15 protein-coding genes and 1 pseudogene are annotated in these 15,833 nt (G+C 71.6%); 10 read left to right on the top strand and 6 right to left on the bottom strand.

Annotated elements, in window-relative coordinates; genetic code table 11:
• Positions 1-24 precede the first annotated feature (24 nt).
• From KIS93_RS50985 to KIS93_RS50975, 3 genes and pseudogenes are all read right to left on the bottom strand, one after another.
• Positions 25-1,584, bottom strand: coding sequence for a glycerol-3-phosphate dehydrogenase/oxidase (locus tag KIS93_RS50985; RefSeq protein ID WP_206067443.1), 1,560 nt, complete (start codon positions 1,582-1,584; stop codon positions 25-27).
• Positions 1,581-3,058: pseudogene (gene glpK / locus KIS93_RS50980) on the bottom strand (glycerol kinase GlpK). The gene KIS93_RS50985 and the pseudogene glpK overlap by 4 nt, the downstream one beginning before the upstream one ends.
• 73 nt (positions 3,059-3,131) lie before the next feature.
• Positions 3,132-3,878 (bottom strand): IclR family transcriptional regulator, encoded by a 747-nt coding sequence (locus tag KIS93_RS50975; RefSeq protein ID WP_155128460.1) that lies wholly within the window; start codon positions 3,876-3,878, stop codon positions 3,132-3,134.
• A 91-nt stretch (positions 3,879-3,969) separates the two neighbouring features.
• Between KIS93_RS50975 and KIS93_RS50970 the strand changes: the two genes are divergently transcribed.
• Positions 3,970-4,581, top strand: a complete 612-nt coding sequence (locus tag KIS93_RS50970) for a TetR/AcrR family transcriptional regulator (protein WP_080042460.1) — start codon at positions 3,970-3,972, stop codon at positions 4,579-4,581.
• Between the two features lie 16 nt (positions 4,582-4,597).
• Here the strand turns inward: KIS93_RS50970 and KIS93_RS50965 are convergent, their stop codons facing one another.
• Entirely contained in the window at positions 4,598-5,125 is a 528-nt protein-coding gene (locus tag KIS93_RS50965) for a hypothetical protein (protein ID WP_080042459.1), read from the bottom strand.
• Positions 5,126-5,236: 111 nt separating this feature from the next.
• Between KIS93_RS50965 and KIS93_RS50960 the strand changes: the two genes are divergently transcribed.
• Positions 5,237-5,815 carry a YqgE/AlgH family protein gene (locus KIS93_RS50960; protein ID WP_080042458.1) on the top strand — a complete coding sequence of 193 codons (579 nt, stop codon included), beginning with the start codon at positions 5,237-5,239 and terminating at the stop codon, positions 5,813-5,815.
• Positions 5,816-5,818: 3 nt separating this feature from the next.
• Here the strand turns inward: KIS93_RS50960 and KIS93_RS50955 are convergent, their stop codons facing one another.
• Positions 5,819-6,436: a TetR family transcriptional regulator gene (locus tag KIS93_RS50955; protein ID WP_080042457.1), complete on the bottom strand. Its 618-nt coding sequence runs from the start codon at positions 6,434-6,436 to the stop codon at positions 5,819-5,821.
• Positions 6,437-6,587: 151 nt separating this feature from the next.
• Here KIS93_RS50955 and KIS93_RS50950 point away from each other — a divergent pair, with 151 nt between their 5' ends.
• From KIS93_RS50950 to KIS93_RS50915, 8 genes are all read left to right on the top strand, one after another.
• Positions 6,588-8,183, top strand: a complete 1,596-nt coding sequence (locus tag KIS93_RS50950) for a DHA2 family efflux MFS transporter permease subunit (RefSeq protein WP_080042456.1) — start codon at positions 6,588-6,590, stop codon at positions 8,181-8,183.
• Positions 8,184-8,274: 91 nt separating this feature from the next.
• Positions 8,275-8,532 carry a DUF3039 domain-containing protein gene (locus tag KIS93_RS50945; RefSeq protein WP_080042455.1) on the top strand — a complete coding sequence of 86 codons (258 nt, stop codon included), beginning with the start codon at positions 8,275-8,277 and terminating at the stop codon, positions 8,530-8,532.
• A gap of 77 nt (positions 8,533-8,609) precedes the next feature.
• Complete coding sequence (locus KIS93_RS50940; RefSeq protein ID WP_080042454.1) at positions 8,610-9,605, top strand: zinc metalloprotease; 996 nt, start codon at positions 8,610-8,612, stop codon at positions 9,603-9,605.
• A gap of 27 nt (positions 9,606-9,632) precedes the next feature.
• Positions 9,633-11,018, top strand: coding sequence for an MFS transporter (locus KIS93_RS50935; RefSeq protein WP_080042453.1), 1,386 nt, complete (start codon positions 9,633-9,635; stop codon positions 11,016-11,018).
• An 82-nt stretch (positions 11,019-11,100) separates the two neighbouring features.
• Complete coding sequence (locus KIS93_RS50930) at positions 11,101-12,318, top strand: hypothetical protein (protein WP_155128458.1); 1,218 nt, start codon at positions 11,101-11,103, stop codon at positions 12,316-12,318.
• 124 nt (positions 12,319-12,442) lie between these two features.
• On the top strand, positions 12,443-14,194 hold the full coding sequence (locus KIS93_RS50925; protein WP_186404895.1) for a DEAD/DEAH box helicase: 1,752 nt from the start codon (positions 12,443-12,445) through the stop codon (positions 14,192-14,194).
• A 173-nt stretch (positions 14,195-14,367) separates the two neighbouring features.
• Positions 14,368-14,592, top strand: a complete 225-nt coding sequence (locus KIS93_RS50920; RefSeq protein ID WP_080042451.1) for a hypothetical protein — start codon at positions 14,368-14,370, stop codon at positions 14,590-14,592.
• A gap of 183 nt (positions 14,593-14,775) precedes the next feature.
• Complete coding sequence (locus KIS93_RS50915) at positions 14,776-15,153, top strand: STAS domain-containing protein (protein ID WP_080042450.1); 378 nt, start codon at positions 14,776-14,778, stop codon at positions 15,151-15,153.
• Positions 15,154-15,181: 28 nt separating this feature from the next.
• Here KIS93_RS50915 and KIS93_RS50910 read toward each other — a convergent pair whose 3' ends face one another.
• Positions 15,182-15,790 (bottom strand): hypothetical protein, encoded by a 609-nt coding sequence (locus tag KIS93_RS50910; RefSeq protein WP_080042449.1) that lies wholly within the window; start codon positions 15,788-15,790, stop codon positions 15,182-15,184.
• Between the last annotated feature and the right edge of the window lie 43 nt (positions 15,791-15,833).

Raw genomic sequence — 15,833 nt, 5'->3', positions numbered from 1 at the left:
CGCCTGGCCACCTCCCGGGGCGGGTCAGGCCAGCAGCGCGGCGATCCTGGCCCGGACGTCGGGGGTGTCGAGGCCGCGTACGGTGAGCGTGGTGCGGCGGCGGACGACGTCGTCGACGGTGGCGGCCCACTCGTGGTCGCGGGCGAAGACGGCCTGGGCCCAGATGTCGGGCCCGTCGGGGTGGATGCGCTCGCCGAGCGCGGGGTCGTCCCTGATGAGCCGGGCCAGCTCGAACGCGATCGACCCGTAGTGCGTGGCCAGGTGCCTGGCCACCAGCGGGTCCATGCGGGTGCCCGGGTCGCGGTCGGTCCACAGGCGCATGGCGACCGCGTCAGGGCTGGCCAGGCCGGGCAGCGGCACGGCGGGCAGGATGTCGGCGAGGTCGTCGCCCAGGGGGCGGCCCGGCAGGTGGGCGAGGATGTCGAGCACGTGCTTGCCGATGTGCCGGTAGGTGGTCCACTTGCCGCCGGCCACCGACAGCATGCCGCCCGAGCCGCGGGTCAGCACCGTCTCGCGCTTGGCCGCCGTGACCTGGCCGGGGCCGCCGGGCAGCACGCGCAGGCCGGCGAAGGCGTAGGTGATGTCCTCGCGCCTGAGCTGCTCGTCGCGCACGGAGTGGCCGGCCTCGTCGAGGATCTGCGCGATGTCCGCCTCGGTGGGGCTGACCAGGCCGGGGTCGCCCTCGTACGCCTCGTCGGTGGTGCCGAGCAGCAGGTGGTCCTCCCACGGGATGGCGAAGGAGACCCGGTACTTGTCGATGGGCGTGGTCAGCGCCGCCTTCCACGGCTCGTGCCGGCGCAGCACCAGGTGGGCGCCCTTGGACAGGCGGATGCTCGGCTCGGCGGACGGGTCCTCCATGCGCCGCAGGTGGTCCACCCACGGGCCGGTGGCGTTGAGCACGAGCCGGGCGGACACGCCGAACTCGGTGCCGTCGAGCCGGTCGCGCAGCTCGGCGCCGGTCACGCTGCCGGACGTCTTGCGCAGCCCGACGACCTCGGCGTGGTTGAGCACGGTCGCGCCCGCGTCCACGGCGGCGCGCACGGTCATGACGGCGACGCGGCTGTCGTTCATCTGGTGGTCGCCGTAGACGGCGGCGGCCCGCAGGCCCTCCGTCCGCAGGGCCGGGACCTTGGCCAGCGCCTGGTGGGGCGTGATCACCTTGCCCATGCCGTCGCCGAACACCGACAGCGCCGAGTACAGGAACACGCCCGCGCCCAGCTTGGCGGCCCCGTGCGGCCCGCCCTTGTAGATCGGCACCAGGAATGTCAGCGGCTTGACCAGGTGCGGCGCGATGTCGGCGGCCAGGGCGCGCCGCTCGCGGTGGTTCTCGGCGACGAGCTTGACGTTGCCGGTCTGCAGGTAGCGCAGCCCGCCGTGGACGAGCTTGGAGGAGGCGCTGGAGGTGGCCCCGGCGAAGTCGCCGGCGTCGACCATCGCCACCCGCAGCCCCGCCTGGGCGGCCATCCAGGTCACGGACGTGCCGAGGATGCCGCCCCCGATCACGAGCAGGTCATAGGTGGTGGTGGAGAGCTCCTGCCGGACCTCCGCCCGATCGGTGCCGATCGCGGTCGTCATCGCCGTCATCCCTCCTGCTCGACCCAGCCCAGGGTGCGGGCCACGGCCTTCTTCCAGTTGCGGTACTCGCGGTCGCGAGCCGCCTCGTCGATCGCGGGCCGCCACTCGGCGGCCTTGTGCCAGTTGGCGCGCAGCGTGTCGAGGTCGGGCCAGTAGCCGGTGGCCAGGCCCGCCGCGTACGCGGCGCCGAGCGCGGTCGTCTCGGCCACCATCGGCCGGATCACCGGCACGGCCAGCACGTCGGCGAGCGTCTGCATGAGCAGGTTGTCGGCGGTCATGCCGCCGTCGGCCCGCAACGTCGTCAGGTCGAGCCCGGAGTCGGCGTTCATGGCGTCCACGACCTCGCGCGTCTGCCACGCGGTGGCCTCCAGGACGGCCCGCGCGATGTGCCCCTTGTTGACGAACCCGGTCAGCCCCGCGATCACTCCGCGCGCGTCGGAGCGCCAGTGCGGCGCGAACAGCCCCGAGAAGGCCGGCACGAAGTAGCAGCCGCCGTTGTCGTCGACGGTCTTGGCCAGCGTCTCGATCTCGGCGGCGCTGGAGATGAGGCCGAGGTTGTCGCGCAGCCACTGCACCAGGGAGCCGGTGACGGCGATGGCGCCCTCCAGCGCGTACGTGGCGGGCCCGTCGCCGATGCGGTAGCCGACGGTGGTCAGCAGGCCGTGCTTGGAGACGACCGGCGCGGAGCCGGTGTTCATCAGCAGGAAGCTGCCGGAGCCGTAGGTGCTCTTGACCTCGCCGGGCTCGAAGCAGGTCTGCCCGAACAGCGCCGCCTGCTGGTCGCCGAGCGCCGCGGCGACCGGGACGCCGGCCTCGGTGTGGCCGTAGACCTCGGAGGACGGGCGGATCTCCGGCAGCATCGCGCGCGGCACGCCCATCGCGGCGAGCAGCTCGTCGTCCCACTCCAGGGTGTGGATGTTCATCAGCATCGTGCGGCTGGCGTTGGTGACGTCGGTGATGTGCCGGCCGGTGAGGTTCCACAGCAGCCAGCTGTCCATCGTGCCGAACAGCACCTCGCCGCGCTCGGCCCGCTCCCGCAGCCCGTACGCGTCGAGCAGCCAGCGGATCTTGGGCCCGGAGAAGTAGGTGTGCAGCGGCAGCCCGGCCTTCTCCTTGAACAGCCCCTCGTGCTCGGCCAGCGCGCGGGTGAGCGCGTCGGTGCGGGTGTCCTGCCACACGACGGCGGGGCAGGCGGGCGGCCGGTGGCGCGGTCCCACAGGACGGTGGTCTCGCGCTGGTTGGTGATGCCCAGGGCGGCGATCTGCGCGTCGTCGATGCCGGCGCCGCTGACGGCCTGGGCGAGGACGGCCCGGACGTTCTGCCAGATCTCGTCGGCGTCGTGCTCGACCCAGCCCGGCTTGGGGAAGATCTGGCGGTGCTCGCGCTGGGCGACGGAGACGATGTTGCCGGCCTCGTCGAACACGATGCACCGGCTGGACGTGGTGCCCTGGTCGATGGCTGCGACGTAGTGCGGTCGAGGCACTGGTTCCTCGCAAGACTTATGGTTCGACAATGCCGAACGAATGGTATGTGGTCCGTCGGAGCTTGTTCAAGTGTCATCGGGCGAGGTCGCGGGTGATGGCCCGCGCCGCGTCGCGTACGTAGGAGACGAACTGCATGTCCAGCCGGCCGTCGGTGGCCAGCCGCTCGACCGCGCCGCGGATGCCGATGGCGCCGACCACGATGCCGCGCGGGTCCTTGATCGGGGCGGCGATGGCCACCTCGCCCTCCGTCAGCTCCTCCATCTCGGCCGCCCAGCCGCGCGCCCTGACCTGGTCGAGCTCCGCCTCCAGGGCCGCCGGGTCGGTGATCGTGTGCTTGGTGCGGGGCTCCAGGGGCTGGGCGTGCTCGCCGTACGGGTCGTGGGCGAGCAGCACCTTGCCCAGGGCGCTGGCGTGGGTCGGCAGGTACGTGCCCACCTGGAGCGTCTGCATGCTGTCGTCGGGGCGGAAGACGTGGTGGATGACCAGGACGTGGCCCTCGTGCAGGGTGCCGATCCAGGCGCTCTCCCTGCTGCGGCCGGCCAGCGCGTCGGCCCAGTTGATGCTGCGGGTGCGCAGCTCGTTGACGTCGAGGTAGCTGCTGCCGAGATGGAGCAGCGTGGCGCCGAGGCGGTACTTGCCGGTGGCCGCGTCCTGCTCGACGAAACCCACGTGGACCAGGGTGCGCAGGATGCCGTGCAGCGTGCCCTTCGGCAGGCCCATGGCGCGGGCCAGCTCGGCCACCCCGAGTTGCCGTGGACCGGAGGCGAGCAGCCGTAGGATCGCGGCGGCGCGCTCCACCGATTGAATCGTCTCTCCCACACCGGGAACCCTAACGCAGTTCGGCAATGCCGAACACCCTGCTAACGGGAAAAGTGTGCCTGTAAGCTGGAGTCCTGCACGAGGAGACTAGATGGACCAACCTTCCCGCTCGGCGGGAACCGTGCGGCCCGGGGGCCGCACAGCCCGAGTACGCGCGGCCGTCCTGGAGGCCACCCAGGACGAGCTGGTCGAGCGCGGCTTCCACGGCCTGACCATGGACCAGGTCGCGGCCAGGGCAGGCGTCGGCAAGACCACCGTCTACCGGCGCTGGGGGAGCACCACCGGGCTGGTGGCCGACCTCATGACCGAGCTGGCCAACCAGTCCTCCGACCATGCCGACACGGGAAGCGTCGAGGAGGACCTGCGGGCCAACGCGCTGGCCGTGCTCGACGCGGTCAACGACGGGCGGCTCGGGGCCACGTTCCAGGCCGTGATCGCCGCCGCCACCTGCGACGAGCAGGCGGCGGCGGCGCTGCGGGCCTTCTACTCGCGCCGCATCGAGGAGTGGGCCAAGGTCGTGGACCTGGCCGTGCGGCGCGGCGAGCTGCCCGAGGGCACCGACGGGGCCGAGGTGATCAGGGCCATCTCGGCCCCGCTCTACTACCGGCTGGTGGTCACGAGGGAGCCGGTGACGCGGGTGGTCGCCGAGCGCTCCGTGACCCGCACGCTGGCCGCCGCCCGGGCCGGGGCGTTCGTCGTGTGACGGAAGCGCTGGCCTGTCACATGCCGGATCGGGGCCAGATCGAGCCGTACCACCACAGGATCCCGCCCATCACCACCAGGCCGCCCGCCGTGGCCAGCTTCCCTATGAGGTCGGCGGGCGGGCCGGTATACGGCAGGCGCCCGTGCCGGCGGTGCCCCCACGGGCAGTCGTTCTCGACGTGGCTGGAGTCGATGAGCGTCTCCGGGTCGTGATCGCTGACCGAGTACGCCTCGATCTCGGCCCCGCTGCCCTTGCCGACCGGCACGTGCCGCACGACGGTCTTGCGGGCCGGGATCGAGCCGCTCGCCACGCTGGTGCCGTCGGCCTTGAGGTCGAAGCGGGCGAGCTGGCGGGTCTGGTTGTGCAGCCGCACGGCCACCCGGCCCGAGCGGCAGCCCACGTCGTCGACGGTCATCGTGAACGGGTCACCGGAGTCGTGCCGCGGCCAGGGCCAGTCGCCGGTCTGGGCGTCGGAGACGGAGGGGAGCAGCGCGATGGCGCCCAGGGGCAGGGCGGCCAGGACGAGGCGGATGCTGATACGCATATGTTTCTCCCACGAGCGATCTCCGCTACCTAAAGTTCCCAAGCGGGCACGAAAAGTAACATCGACACTCTGGGGGAGCGCGCACCCCCGCAGGTACTTCATGATGGAGGTATGGCGGAAGCGATCTACGTCGGCGGGTTGCTGGTGGCGACGCCACTTCTCGACGACCCCAACTTCCGGCGTAGCGTCGTGCTGATTCTCGAACACGACCACGACGGCGGCACTTTGGGCGTCGTGCTCAACCGGCCCAGCGACATCTCGGTGACACAGGTGCTGCCTGTGTGGGATCCCCTGGTGACCGGGCCCTCCGTGCTCTTCGAGGGCGGGCCCGTACAGACCGACAGCGCGCTGGCGCTGGCGGCGGTGCCCAGCGGGGAGGAGCCTCTGGGGTGGCGCCGGCTCCATGCGGGCACCGACGCGGTGGCCCGGCTCGGCACGGTCGACCTCGACGCGCCGCCCGAGATCCTGCAAGGGGAGATCGCGCAGATGCGCATCTTCGCGGGGTACGCGGGCTGGACGTCCGGGCAGTTGGAGAGCGAGATCGCCGAGGGCGCCTGGTACGTCGTGGACTCCGAGGTCGGCGACACCTTCCACGCCGACCCGACCTCGCTGTGGCGGCAGGTGCTGCGGCGCCAGCGCGGCGAGCTGGCCTTCGTGGCGACCTGTCCCGACGACCCCACCATGAACTAGCGGTTACAGGTCCCAGCCCGGCCGCAGGGAGCGCTCGGCCAGGGCGATGCTCTCCGCCATCCTGTGCTGGACCTCCTCGAACGTGCCTTCGCGGCGCGGGCACTCGAACCCGACGCGCATCGTCGACATCGCCCACGCCACGATCAGGTGCGTGAGCTGGTCCTGGGCGGGGTCCACGCCCCGGCGGGCGGCGATCACCTCGGCCAGGTGCTGCTCGGTGCGGGCGCCCCTGGCCACCGACAGGCCGACCAGGCGCGGGTGCTCGTCCAGCAGCCGCCGCAGCTTCAGGAAGCGCGCGGCGTCCTCGGGCGTCGCGGCCTGGAGGTCGGCCAGGACGGCGCGCATCGCCTGCATGAGGCAGGTGAACGGCGGCTCGTCGGCCGGCCGGCTCGCCAGGGCCTCCAGCATGAGATCTTCCGCGTGGTCGTGGAAGAGCAGGACCAGGTGGTCCTTGCCGGTGAAGTAGCGGAAGAAGGTGCGAGGGGAGATCTCGACGGCCCCCGCTATCTGCTCGACGGTCGTCGACTCGTATCCTTGTTCGAGGAACAAGTCCAGTGCCGCGTCGAGGATCGCCAGGCGCGTCTTCTCCTTCTTGCGTTCCCGAAGACCCACTGTGGTCACTCCCTCGAAACCTTTCTGTCACAGTGTGCCATAAGTCATAGGGCGACTAATAAAAGTCGTTTGTCACACGTCACAGACTGACAGTAGATTACCTGAGACTTACGAGATCTATGCCCCGGTGCGGGGCGGTACGGGTACTTGAGGGGGATTCATGGCTGACACGAAGGCGGTCGACGCGCCGCCGTCGTCCGGCCCTGGCAAGCCGGGGACGGGGGGCAACCCGTGGCTTGTCCTGCTGGCGGTGAGCCTGGGTGTGATCATGGTGATGCTCGACGGCACGGTCGTCGGCATCGCCAACCCGGTCATCCAGGCCGACCTGAAGGCGACACTTTCCGACCTGCAGTGGGTGACCAGCGGTTACCTGCTCGCGCTCGCGGTCTTCCTGATCACCGCCGGCAAGCTCGGCGACCTGTTCGGGCACAAGCGGGTCTTTCTCATCGGCGTGGCGGGCTTCGCCCTGTCCTCGGTGGGCATCGGGCTCAGCGCCGAGCTGGCCGACATCATTCCCGGCGTCTCGCCGATCGGCGCGCTGATCGGCCTGCGCGTGCTGCAGGGCCTGTTCGGCGCGCTGCTGCAGCCGGCCGCGCTGGCGCTGCTGCGCGGCGCCTTCCCCGGTGAGAAGCTGAACCAGGCGATGGGCGCCTGGGGCGCCATCATCGGCCTGTCCAGCGCCGCCGGCCCGATCGTGGGCGGCGTGCTGGTCGAGAAGGTGAGCTGGGAGTCGGTCTTCTTCATCAACGCGCCCGTCGGCGTCATCGCGCTGGTCATGGGCGTGCTGCTGATCAAGGAGAACCGCTCGCAGACGTTCGCGCGCATCGACTGGCTCGGCGTGGTGCTGCTGTCCGGCGCGATGTTCTCGCTCGTCTGGACCATCATCAAGGCCCCCGAGTGGGGCTGGGGCGACAGCACGACGCTGACCTTCGTCGGCGCGTTCGTGGTGCTCATCGCCGCCTTCATCTTCTGGCAGAGCAGGGCCAGGCAGCCGCTGGTGCCGCTGTCGCTGTTCGCCAACCCGTCCATCTCCATCGGCACCTTCCTGATGATGATGGTCGCGTTCGCGATGTTCGGCGCGATGTTCTTCCTCGGCTTCTTCTTCCAGGGCGTGCACGGGCTGACCCCGCTGGAGGCCGGCCTGCGCATGCTGCCGATGAGCGCCGGCATGATCGTCGCCTCGCCGCTGGCGGGCATGGCGCTCGGCCGGTTCGGGCCGAAGATCACGATGGCGGCCGGCCTGCTGGTCACCGCCCTCGCCATGTTCCTCATGTCGCGGCTCGGCATCGACGCCTCGTTCATCGAGAGCGGCATCCCGTTCGTGCTGCTGGCCTTCGGCCTCTCGCCCGTCTTCGTGGGCGCCACCGAGATCATCGTCGGCAACGCGCCGGTCGAGCTCAGCGGCGTCGCCGGCGGCCTGCAGCAGTCGGCCATGCAGGTCGGCGGCGCGCTCGGCACCGCGATCCTGGGCGCCGTGATGGCCGCCGAGATCTCCGACACGCTGCCCGGCCACCTCGGCCCCGCCGCGGCCGAGATCCCGCCGGCGCAGCTGGCGCTCCTGGAGAAGGCCGCCGCCTTCGGCCAGGCGCCCGCCGGGCTGCCGCAGCAGATCGGCGAGGCCGTCCACCTGTCGTTCATGGACGGCATGCACGTCGCCTTCCTGGTCAGCACCTGCATCGCGGTGCTCACCGCCGCCCTGACGGTCTTCGTCAGGGCCGGCAGGAAGACCGAGGGCGCCGCCGTCCACGTCGGCTGACGGTCCTTTTTCGTACGGCCTCCGCTCTGCCCAGGGCGGGGGCCGTACGGCGTTGCGGGGGCCGGTCGCGGGCGGGCATAAACTCAATGGGGTGAGCACGAAGATCCTCCCTGAGCAGGAGACCACTCCGCGCACGTCGCACGGCGACGGCGATCACGAGCGGTTCGCCCACTACGCGGACAAGCACAAGATCACCGAGAGCATGGTGACCGGCACGCCGATCCGCGCTCTCTGCGGCAAGGTCTGGGTGCCCAGCCGCGACCCGAAGAAGTACCCGGTCTGCCCGGAGTGCAAGGAGATCTACGAAGGTCTGCCTCCGGGTGGCGGCGAGGGCGACGACAAGCAGTGAGTGTTGCTGTGCGGTAATCCGTACGGGTCGAGTTACGGTCTGTAGCCAGACCAGCTCTTACCGTAGTGGGGGACCACATGGCCCGGCGCGCGACCGCCGTCTCGTTGGCATGCCTGCTCGCGGCCGGGTTCGTCCCGCCGCTCCGGCCCGCCGCCGCCCAGGCGCCCGGCTGCGCCACCACACCGCCACCGCCCGCCCGGGCATTGGCCGCGCACGCGCCGGCGGCCCACGCGTCGGCGCTTCACGGGTCGGCGCTCCACGCGTCGCCGGCCGCGGCCATGCGTGCGCCCGAGGGCAGGGGCGGGCGGCCGGGGCCGCGGTCGCCGAAGCCGCAGGACGTCGCCATGGTGATGGCCGAGCTGGGTGAGCGGCTGAGCGGGGTGACGCCGCCGAGCGAGATCACCGTGCCCACCCGCGTCCACGTCATCTCCCCCGGCCCCGCCCGGCGCGTCACCGACAGCGCGGTCCAGGCCCAGATCGAGGCGCTCAACTCCGCGTACGGCGGCAAGTTCGGCGGCGTGGACACCGGCGTGCGCTTCCGCCTGGAAGGCATCTCGGTCAAGGAGCAGCCCTCCTGGTTCGCCGACCCGGTCGGCCACGAGCGCGCCATGAAGAGCGCGTTGCACGCGGGCGGCCCCGGCACCCTCAACCTCTACATCGCCCAGCTCAGCGAGCTGATGCTGGGTTTCGCCAGCTACCCCTACTGGTACGCGGGCGCCCCGGCGCTGGACGGCGTGGTGATCGACTGGCGCAGCCTGCCCGGCGGGGCGATGAGCGACTACAACAAGGGCTTCACGGGCGTGCACGAGATCGGCCACTGGCTGGGCCTGTTCCACACGTTCGAGAACGGCTGCAAGGCGCCCGGCGACGGCATCGACGACACCGCGCCCGAGGCCGCCCCGACGGAGGGCTGCCCGCAGGGCAAGGACACCTGCCCGGGTGACGGCGGGCGGGACCCCGCGCACAACTACATGGACTACGCCCACGACCGGTGCATGTGGGAGTTCACGGTCGGGCAGGCCGACCGGATGCACGAGATGTGGGCGGCCTACCGCAGCACGCCCGCCGCCTGACATGTCCGCCACGTCTACGATGTCGGGGTGACAGCACCAAAGGCACTTGACACTCCCCACAAGCCCGCAGGGATCCTCGGCCCCGAGTACCGCACGGCCACCTTAGGCATCCTGCTCGTGGTGACGCTGATCGCGTTCGAGGGCATGTCCGTCGGTGTCGTCATGCCCGCCATCGCCACCGAGCTCGACGCCCTCGACCTGTACGGGCTGAGCTTCTCCGCCTTCCTCATCGCCAGCCTGTTCATGAACGTCGTGGCCGGGCTCTGGTCGGACCGGCGCGGCTACTCGCTGCCGTTCCTGGCGGGCGTGGTGCTGTTCGCGGCCGGCATGGGCCTGGCCGGAGCGGCCGGATCGGCCGAGATGTTCCTGGTGGCGCGGGCCGTGCAGGGGCTGGGCGGCGGCGCCTCCATCGTGGCGCTGTACGTGATGATCGCCCGCGTGTACGCCATGGAGGTGCGCCCCAAGGCGTTCGCCGCCGTCTCGGCCGCCTGGGTCGTGCCCGCGATGGTGGGGCCGTCGGTGGCCGGGTTCGTCGGCGAGCAGTGGGGCTGGCGGTACGTCTTCTACGGCATCGTGCCGCTGGTGATCCCCGCCCTCGCGATGCTCGTCCCGGCGCTGCGCATGGGCTCGGCGGGCGAGGCGCAGCCCGGCACCGGCCCGCGGTCGCGGCCCGTCGAGATGACGCTGGCCGCCACCGCCACGGCCGGCGGGGCGGGGCTGCTGCTGCACGGCGTGGACCGGCTGCACGTCGCGGCCGGCACGGCGAGCGTGGAGACCGTGGCGGGCCTGGCCCTGCTGGTCTACGGCCTGTACCGGCTGATGCCGCCGGGCGCGCTGCGGCTGCGGCGCGGGCTGTCCACCACCGTCCTCATGCGCGGCTTCTTCTCGGCCGCCTTCTTCGGCGTGAACGCCTACATCCCGCTGGCGCTGCAGCACGTCAAGGGCTTCGACACGGCGTCGGCGGGCATCGCGCTGACGACCGGCGCGCTCGGCTGGTCGGCGGGGTCGTACCTGCAGAGCAGGCAGGCCGGGGAGGCGTACAAGAGGATCAGGCTCGGCGCGGGCTGCGTCACCGTCGCGATCCTGATCTGCCTGCTCGCCGTCGTGCCCGGCATGACCGGGTGGATCTCCGTGCCCGCGTGGGTCGTCGGGGGCTTCGGCATGGGGTACGGCATCACCACGATCACTGTCACGGCCATGAAGCAGTCGCCGGTCAACGAGCAGGGCGCGAACTCGGCCGCCCTCTCCGTCACCGACCAGCTCGGCTCGGCGCTGTCCATCGGCATCGGGGGCGCGCTGGTCAACGTGATCGGGCACTCCTCCGCTCAGATCGCCACCGGGTTCCTCGTCATCTCGGGGCTCATGGCGGTCATCTCGCTGAGCGCGGTCCTGCTCGCCGGCCGCGTCCGCTGAATTCCGTCACTCCCGCCCCAGCGATCACGGTTCTCCTGTTCGCCGTGGCGGGGAGTGATAGGACAGCGGGCAAGGAGGTGTCATGGAGGGTGATCACCGTGTCTGGCCCCCTCGGCAGGGGCCCGGGCACCGCCGCAGTCCTCCGGAGGACACGGGGCCCGCGTCCCCCGGCGAGGAGGGCCCTGCGGCGGCCGACCGCCCGGCCGAGCCGCCACCCGCCTGGGGCCGCCGCGGCCGCCCGTACGCGGGGGAGCCCGACCACCCGGCCTGGCGGCGACAGGACCAGTCCCGCGGCGACCCCACCCGGGGCTCGCCGCCCGAGCGGGGACCGGCCCGCGAAGGCCCGGCTTGGGAATCGTCGCCCGAGCGGGGACCGGCCCGCGGAGGCCCGGCTTGGGAACTGTCGCCCGAGCGGGGACCGGCACGCGGAGGTGTCGCCTGGGAGCCGCCGCCCGCGCAGGAGCAGGCGCGCGGAGATCTCGCCCGAGGGGCGCCGCCCGACCAGGCGCGCGGAGGCCCGGCCTGGGAGGCGCCGCCAGCGCAGGAGCGCGGAGGCCCCGCGTGGGGAGTCCCGGGGCGGCGGCCGCATCCGCTCGACCTGGAGGCGGAGCCGGCGATCGAGGAGCCGGCGCCCGCGTTCGAGGAGCCCGCGTGGAACCCGCGCATCAGGAGCGGGAGCGCGGACGACAGTCTCCCGCCGTCCGCCCGCCTGCACGGCTCTCCCAAGGACCCGGGGGCGCGCAGGGGAGGCCCGCACGGGGAGGGGCCGTGGCAGCGCGTGCTGGTCGTGCTGGCGGCGCTGCTGGCCGGTACGGGGCTGGCGGCCGGCGCGACGGCGGCGACGTCGCGGCTCACCGCGCCGCGGGCGGACACGGGGAGCCTGAGCGACGCGCTGGCCGGGGTGGCGGCGACGCTGCCGCAGGGCTGGAGCGCGGGCGCGGTGCCGCCGGTCACGGGGTTCACCTCGGTCGTACGGGACGGGCACGGCGGCCTCGTGATGGCCAGGCCGGTGCGGGGTCCGGTGAAGGACGCCGGGAAGGTCACGGAGGAGGCGGCGGGCCTGTACTCCAGGCTGCTGCTGAGGGGCGACCGCGTGACGGTGGTCGAGGACCGGCGGCTGCCCGGCGGCCACACCCGTGCGCTACGAGCGGAATACGCGGGCGGGACGAACCGCCCGGCGTACCTGAGAGTGATGCTGCTCACCCGCGAGTCGCGCCCCGTGCTGCTCGTGGGGCTGCTCCAACCTGAGGAAACCCGGCACAGGCAGGCGCTCGACGCGGTGATGACGAGCTTCCGATAAGCCGCATAGCACGTGAGGAAGACCTTGGCCAGAATCCTCGGCTCACGGCACGTCTTGTCGGTGGGCCCGATTACTCTTGGGTCACTGTGAGAGAGCGAAGCACACGAACCCCAGAGGTGATGCGGTGAGCACCTTCGCCGCGTCCCACCTATCGCCTTCCTATCCCGACCGGGCCGCGTGGGGCACCGCCCCCAAGCTGCGCGCCTGGCAGCAGGAGGCGTTCGACCTCTACTTCAGGCGCGAGCCGCGTGACTTCCTCACCGTGGCGACGCCGGGCGCGGGCAAGACGACCTACGCCCTGCGCATCGCCAGCGAGCTGCTCGCCAACGGGGTGATCAGGGCGGTCACGATCGTGACGCCCACCGAGCACCTCAAGCGCCAGTGGGCCGACGCGGCCGGGCGGGTGGGCATCGCGATCGACCCCGAGTTCAAGAACAGCCAGGGCGCCACCTCCCGCGACTACACGGGGGTGGCGGTGACGTACGCGCAGGTCGCGATGCATCCGGCCCTGCACCGGGCGCGCACGGAAAACCGCAAGACCCTGGTCATCTTCGACGAGATCCACCACGCGGGCGACGCCAAGTCGTGGGGCGACGGCATCCGCGAGGCGTTCGAGCCGGCCACGCGCCGCCTGCAGCTCACGGGCACGCCGTTCCGGTCCGACGACAACCCGATCCCGTTCGTGGCCTACGAGGAGGACGCCGAAGGCCTCAAGCGCAGCGTCGCCGACTACTCCTACGGCTACGGCCCGGCGCTCGGCGACGGCGTCGTGCGGCCGGTCATCTTCCTGGCGTACTCCGGCGAGATGAAGTGGCGTACGCGGGCCGGCGACGAGATCGCCGCCACGCTCGGCACGCCTCTCACCAAAGACCAGCTCTCGCAGGCGTGGCGGGCCGCGCTCGACCCGAAGGGCGACTGGATCCGTCAGGTCATGCAGGCCGCCGACCGGCGGCTGACCGAGGTGCGCAGGGGCGTGCCCGACGCGGGCGGCCTGGTCATCGCCACCGACCACGAGACCGCTCGCGCCTACGCCCGCCACCTGCGCAACATCACCGGCGAGGGCGCCACGGTGGTCCTGTCCGACGACCCGGGCGCGTCGAAGAAGATCAAGGCGTTCGCGGCGTCGGAAGACCGCTGGCTGGTGGCCGTGCGCATGGTCTCGGAAGGCGTCGACATCCCGCGCCTGTGCGTCGGGGTCTACGCCACCTCCACCTCGACCCCGCTCTTCTTCGCCCAGGCCGTGGGCCGTTTCGTGCGGGCGCGCAAGCGCGGCGAGACCGCCTCGGTCTTCCTCCCCTCGGTGCCCACGCTCATGGGCCTGGCCAACGAGATGGAGGTCGAGCGCGACCACGTGCTCAACAAGCGGCCTCCCGAGGACGGCCTCGACGACTCGCTGCTGGAGCAGGCCAACCGCAAGCAGGACAACCCCGACGTCCTGGGCGACGAGCTGCCGTTCGAGACGATGGAGACCTCGGCCACGTTCGACCGGGTGCTGTTCGACGGCGGCGAGTTCGGCACCGGCGCCGAGATCGGCTCGGCCGAGGAAGAGGACTTCATCGGCCTGCCGGGCCTGCTGGAGCCCGACCAGGTGGCCCAGTTGCTGCGCAAGCGGCAGTCGGAGCAGCAGGCGGCCAAGCGCAAGCAGCAGGTCGAGGCGCCCAAGCAGGAGCTGGCGCCGCACGAGCAGATCGCCGAGCTGCGGCGCGAGCTCAACGGCCTGGTCGGCGCGTGGAACCATCGCACGGGCCAGCCGCACGGGGTGATCCACTCCGAGCTGCGGCGGGCGTGCGGCGGCCCGCCGATCGCGCAGGCCACCGTGGAGCAGATCCAGGAGCGCATCGCGATGATCCGCCGCTGGGCCACTCAGCGGCGCTGAGCAGGAAGACTACAGAGGAGCCAACGAAAAGGATTTCCTGCGCACCGGCTTCGCCTGGGTTCACCGAATGAGGGTAGAGAGGCGCTCATTCGGTTTTCTTCGGGTGAAAACGCGCCCGCCCGATTCGTCGAATCGGGGCAATTCGGCGCGGCCCGGTGGGAGGAAGGAAGAAAATGCAGGCGCTGTCCCTCGCATTCGTGGCGGGGATCTTCACGGCCTTCGAGCCCAGGCAGGTGTCCCTCGTCATCCTGACCGCGTTGATCGGGCTGACGGTGGCCGCGATGCGCAAGGTGTTCCGCCAGTCGCACGCCATCATGGTCATCGGCGGCACGAGCGTCCTGCTCGGGGTCCTCGCCGTCCTTACCCTCGCGTACCTGATCACCTATCGGGCGGTATGACGGCGAAGGCGCGATAAAGCGCGTCTTCGCAGGTCAAAGGGTACGGGACGGGCGCCGGTCCGATGGTCACGAAGCGTGACTCTGCGCATTTGGCCACAGAGCAGTGGCCTTCTGTTAGAAGCTCGACGGGAGCGGCAACAACCACTCTTGGCTGTCTTGCGGATATGCAGAAGGACTTTGCCCATGTCGTCTGAGGCCACCCGAAAGTCGACGCTCAGCGTCACTTCCGGCCTCTCTCGAAACGCCATCATCATCAGGCTCGAAGGCGAGCTCGACGTCAATGCGCTGCCCACCCTCAGGGAGCACCTGCAGCGCATCTGGGAGCTGCCCGCCAAATCGTTCCTGATCCTGGATCTCGGCGAAGTCTCGTTCTGCGACTCCATGGGGATGAACGAACTCATCGACATCATGCACCGGTGCGAGGCGAGAGGCACGAGGCTGCTGCTCGGAGGGGTGCAGGGGGTGATGGCCCGGGTGTTGTCGATCACCGGGTTGCGGCACGCGTTCGAGGTCTTCCCCGTGTTCGACGACGCGCTGCGGATGGCCGTCGCGCCGCCCTGACCCTCCCTTCAGGCCGTTTCAGGTCGTTTCAGGCCGCCGATCGCGGGATGCGGTGACCGCTGCGGCCGTCGGTCGCGGTGTAGCGGGTCTTGCCGTGTAACGGGACCGTCAGCGACGCCGTGCCGCTCCTGACGTGGACGGGCAGCGTGAGCACGCCCGGCCGGGTCTGCTGACGTGCGGCGTGCCGGGTCGTCCGCAGCCAGATGAGCAGCTTCCTGTCGCGGGTGCGCAGGGCCACCACGGCGCGGTCGCACTCGTGCGGCGTGGCCGGCCAGCTCAGCAGGAGCGACCCGCCGGGCTGCTCGCGGGCGAGCCGGGGCACCTGCGCGCGCTCGTCACAGGAGCCCGGCATCGGGGTGGCGGAGCGGGAGTGCGGCCCGGCCTGCTTGGGGGTGGAGCCGGAGCGCGGCCTGGGGGCGGCGGAGCGGGCGGGCGGCGCCCGCAGGGTGTGCGCGGCGGCCGGGCGGGTGGCGGGGACGGCGGGGTGCGGGAGCACGCTCATCGCGATCGTCCCCGCCTCCAGCAGGGCCAGCGTCGCGACCGCGCCCGCCCGCTCGGGGTTGCTCCCTTTGACGAGCAGCCACAGGCAGAGGGGGCCGAGCAGGAGCCATGCCATGCCCAGGGAGATGGGCAGCATCGAGGGACCTCCCACGAGATGAAAGAGTTGTCACTCTCCGTGG

Origin of the sequence: [Actinomadura] parvosata subsp. kistnae, from assembly GCF_900323885.1 — a bacterium.
GTDB classification, from domain to species: domain Bacteria; phylum Actinomycetota; class Actinomycetes; order Streptosporangiales; family Streptosporangiaceae; genus Nonomuraea; species Nonomuraea composti.
This window is presented reverse-complemented; position numbering and strand designations above follow the sequence as displayed.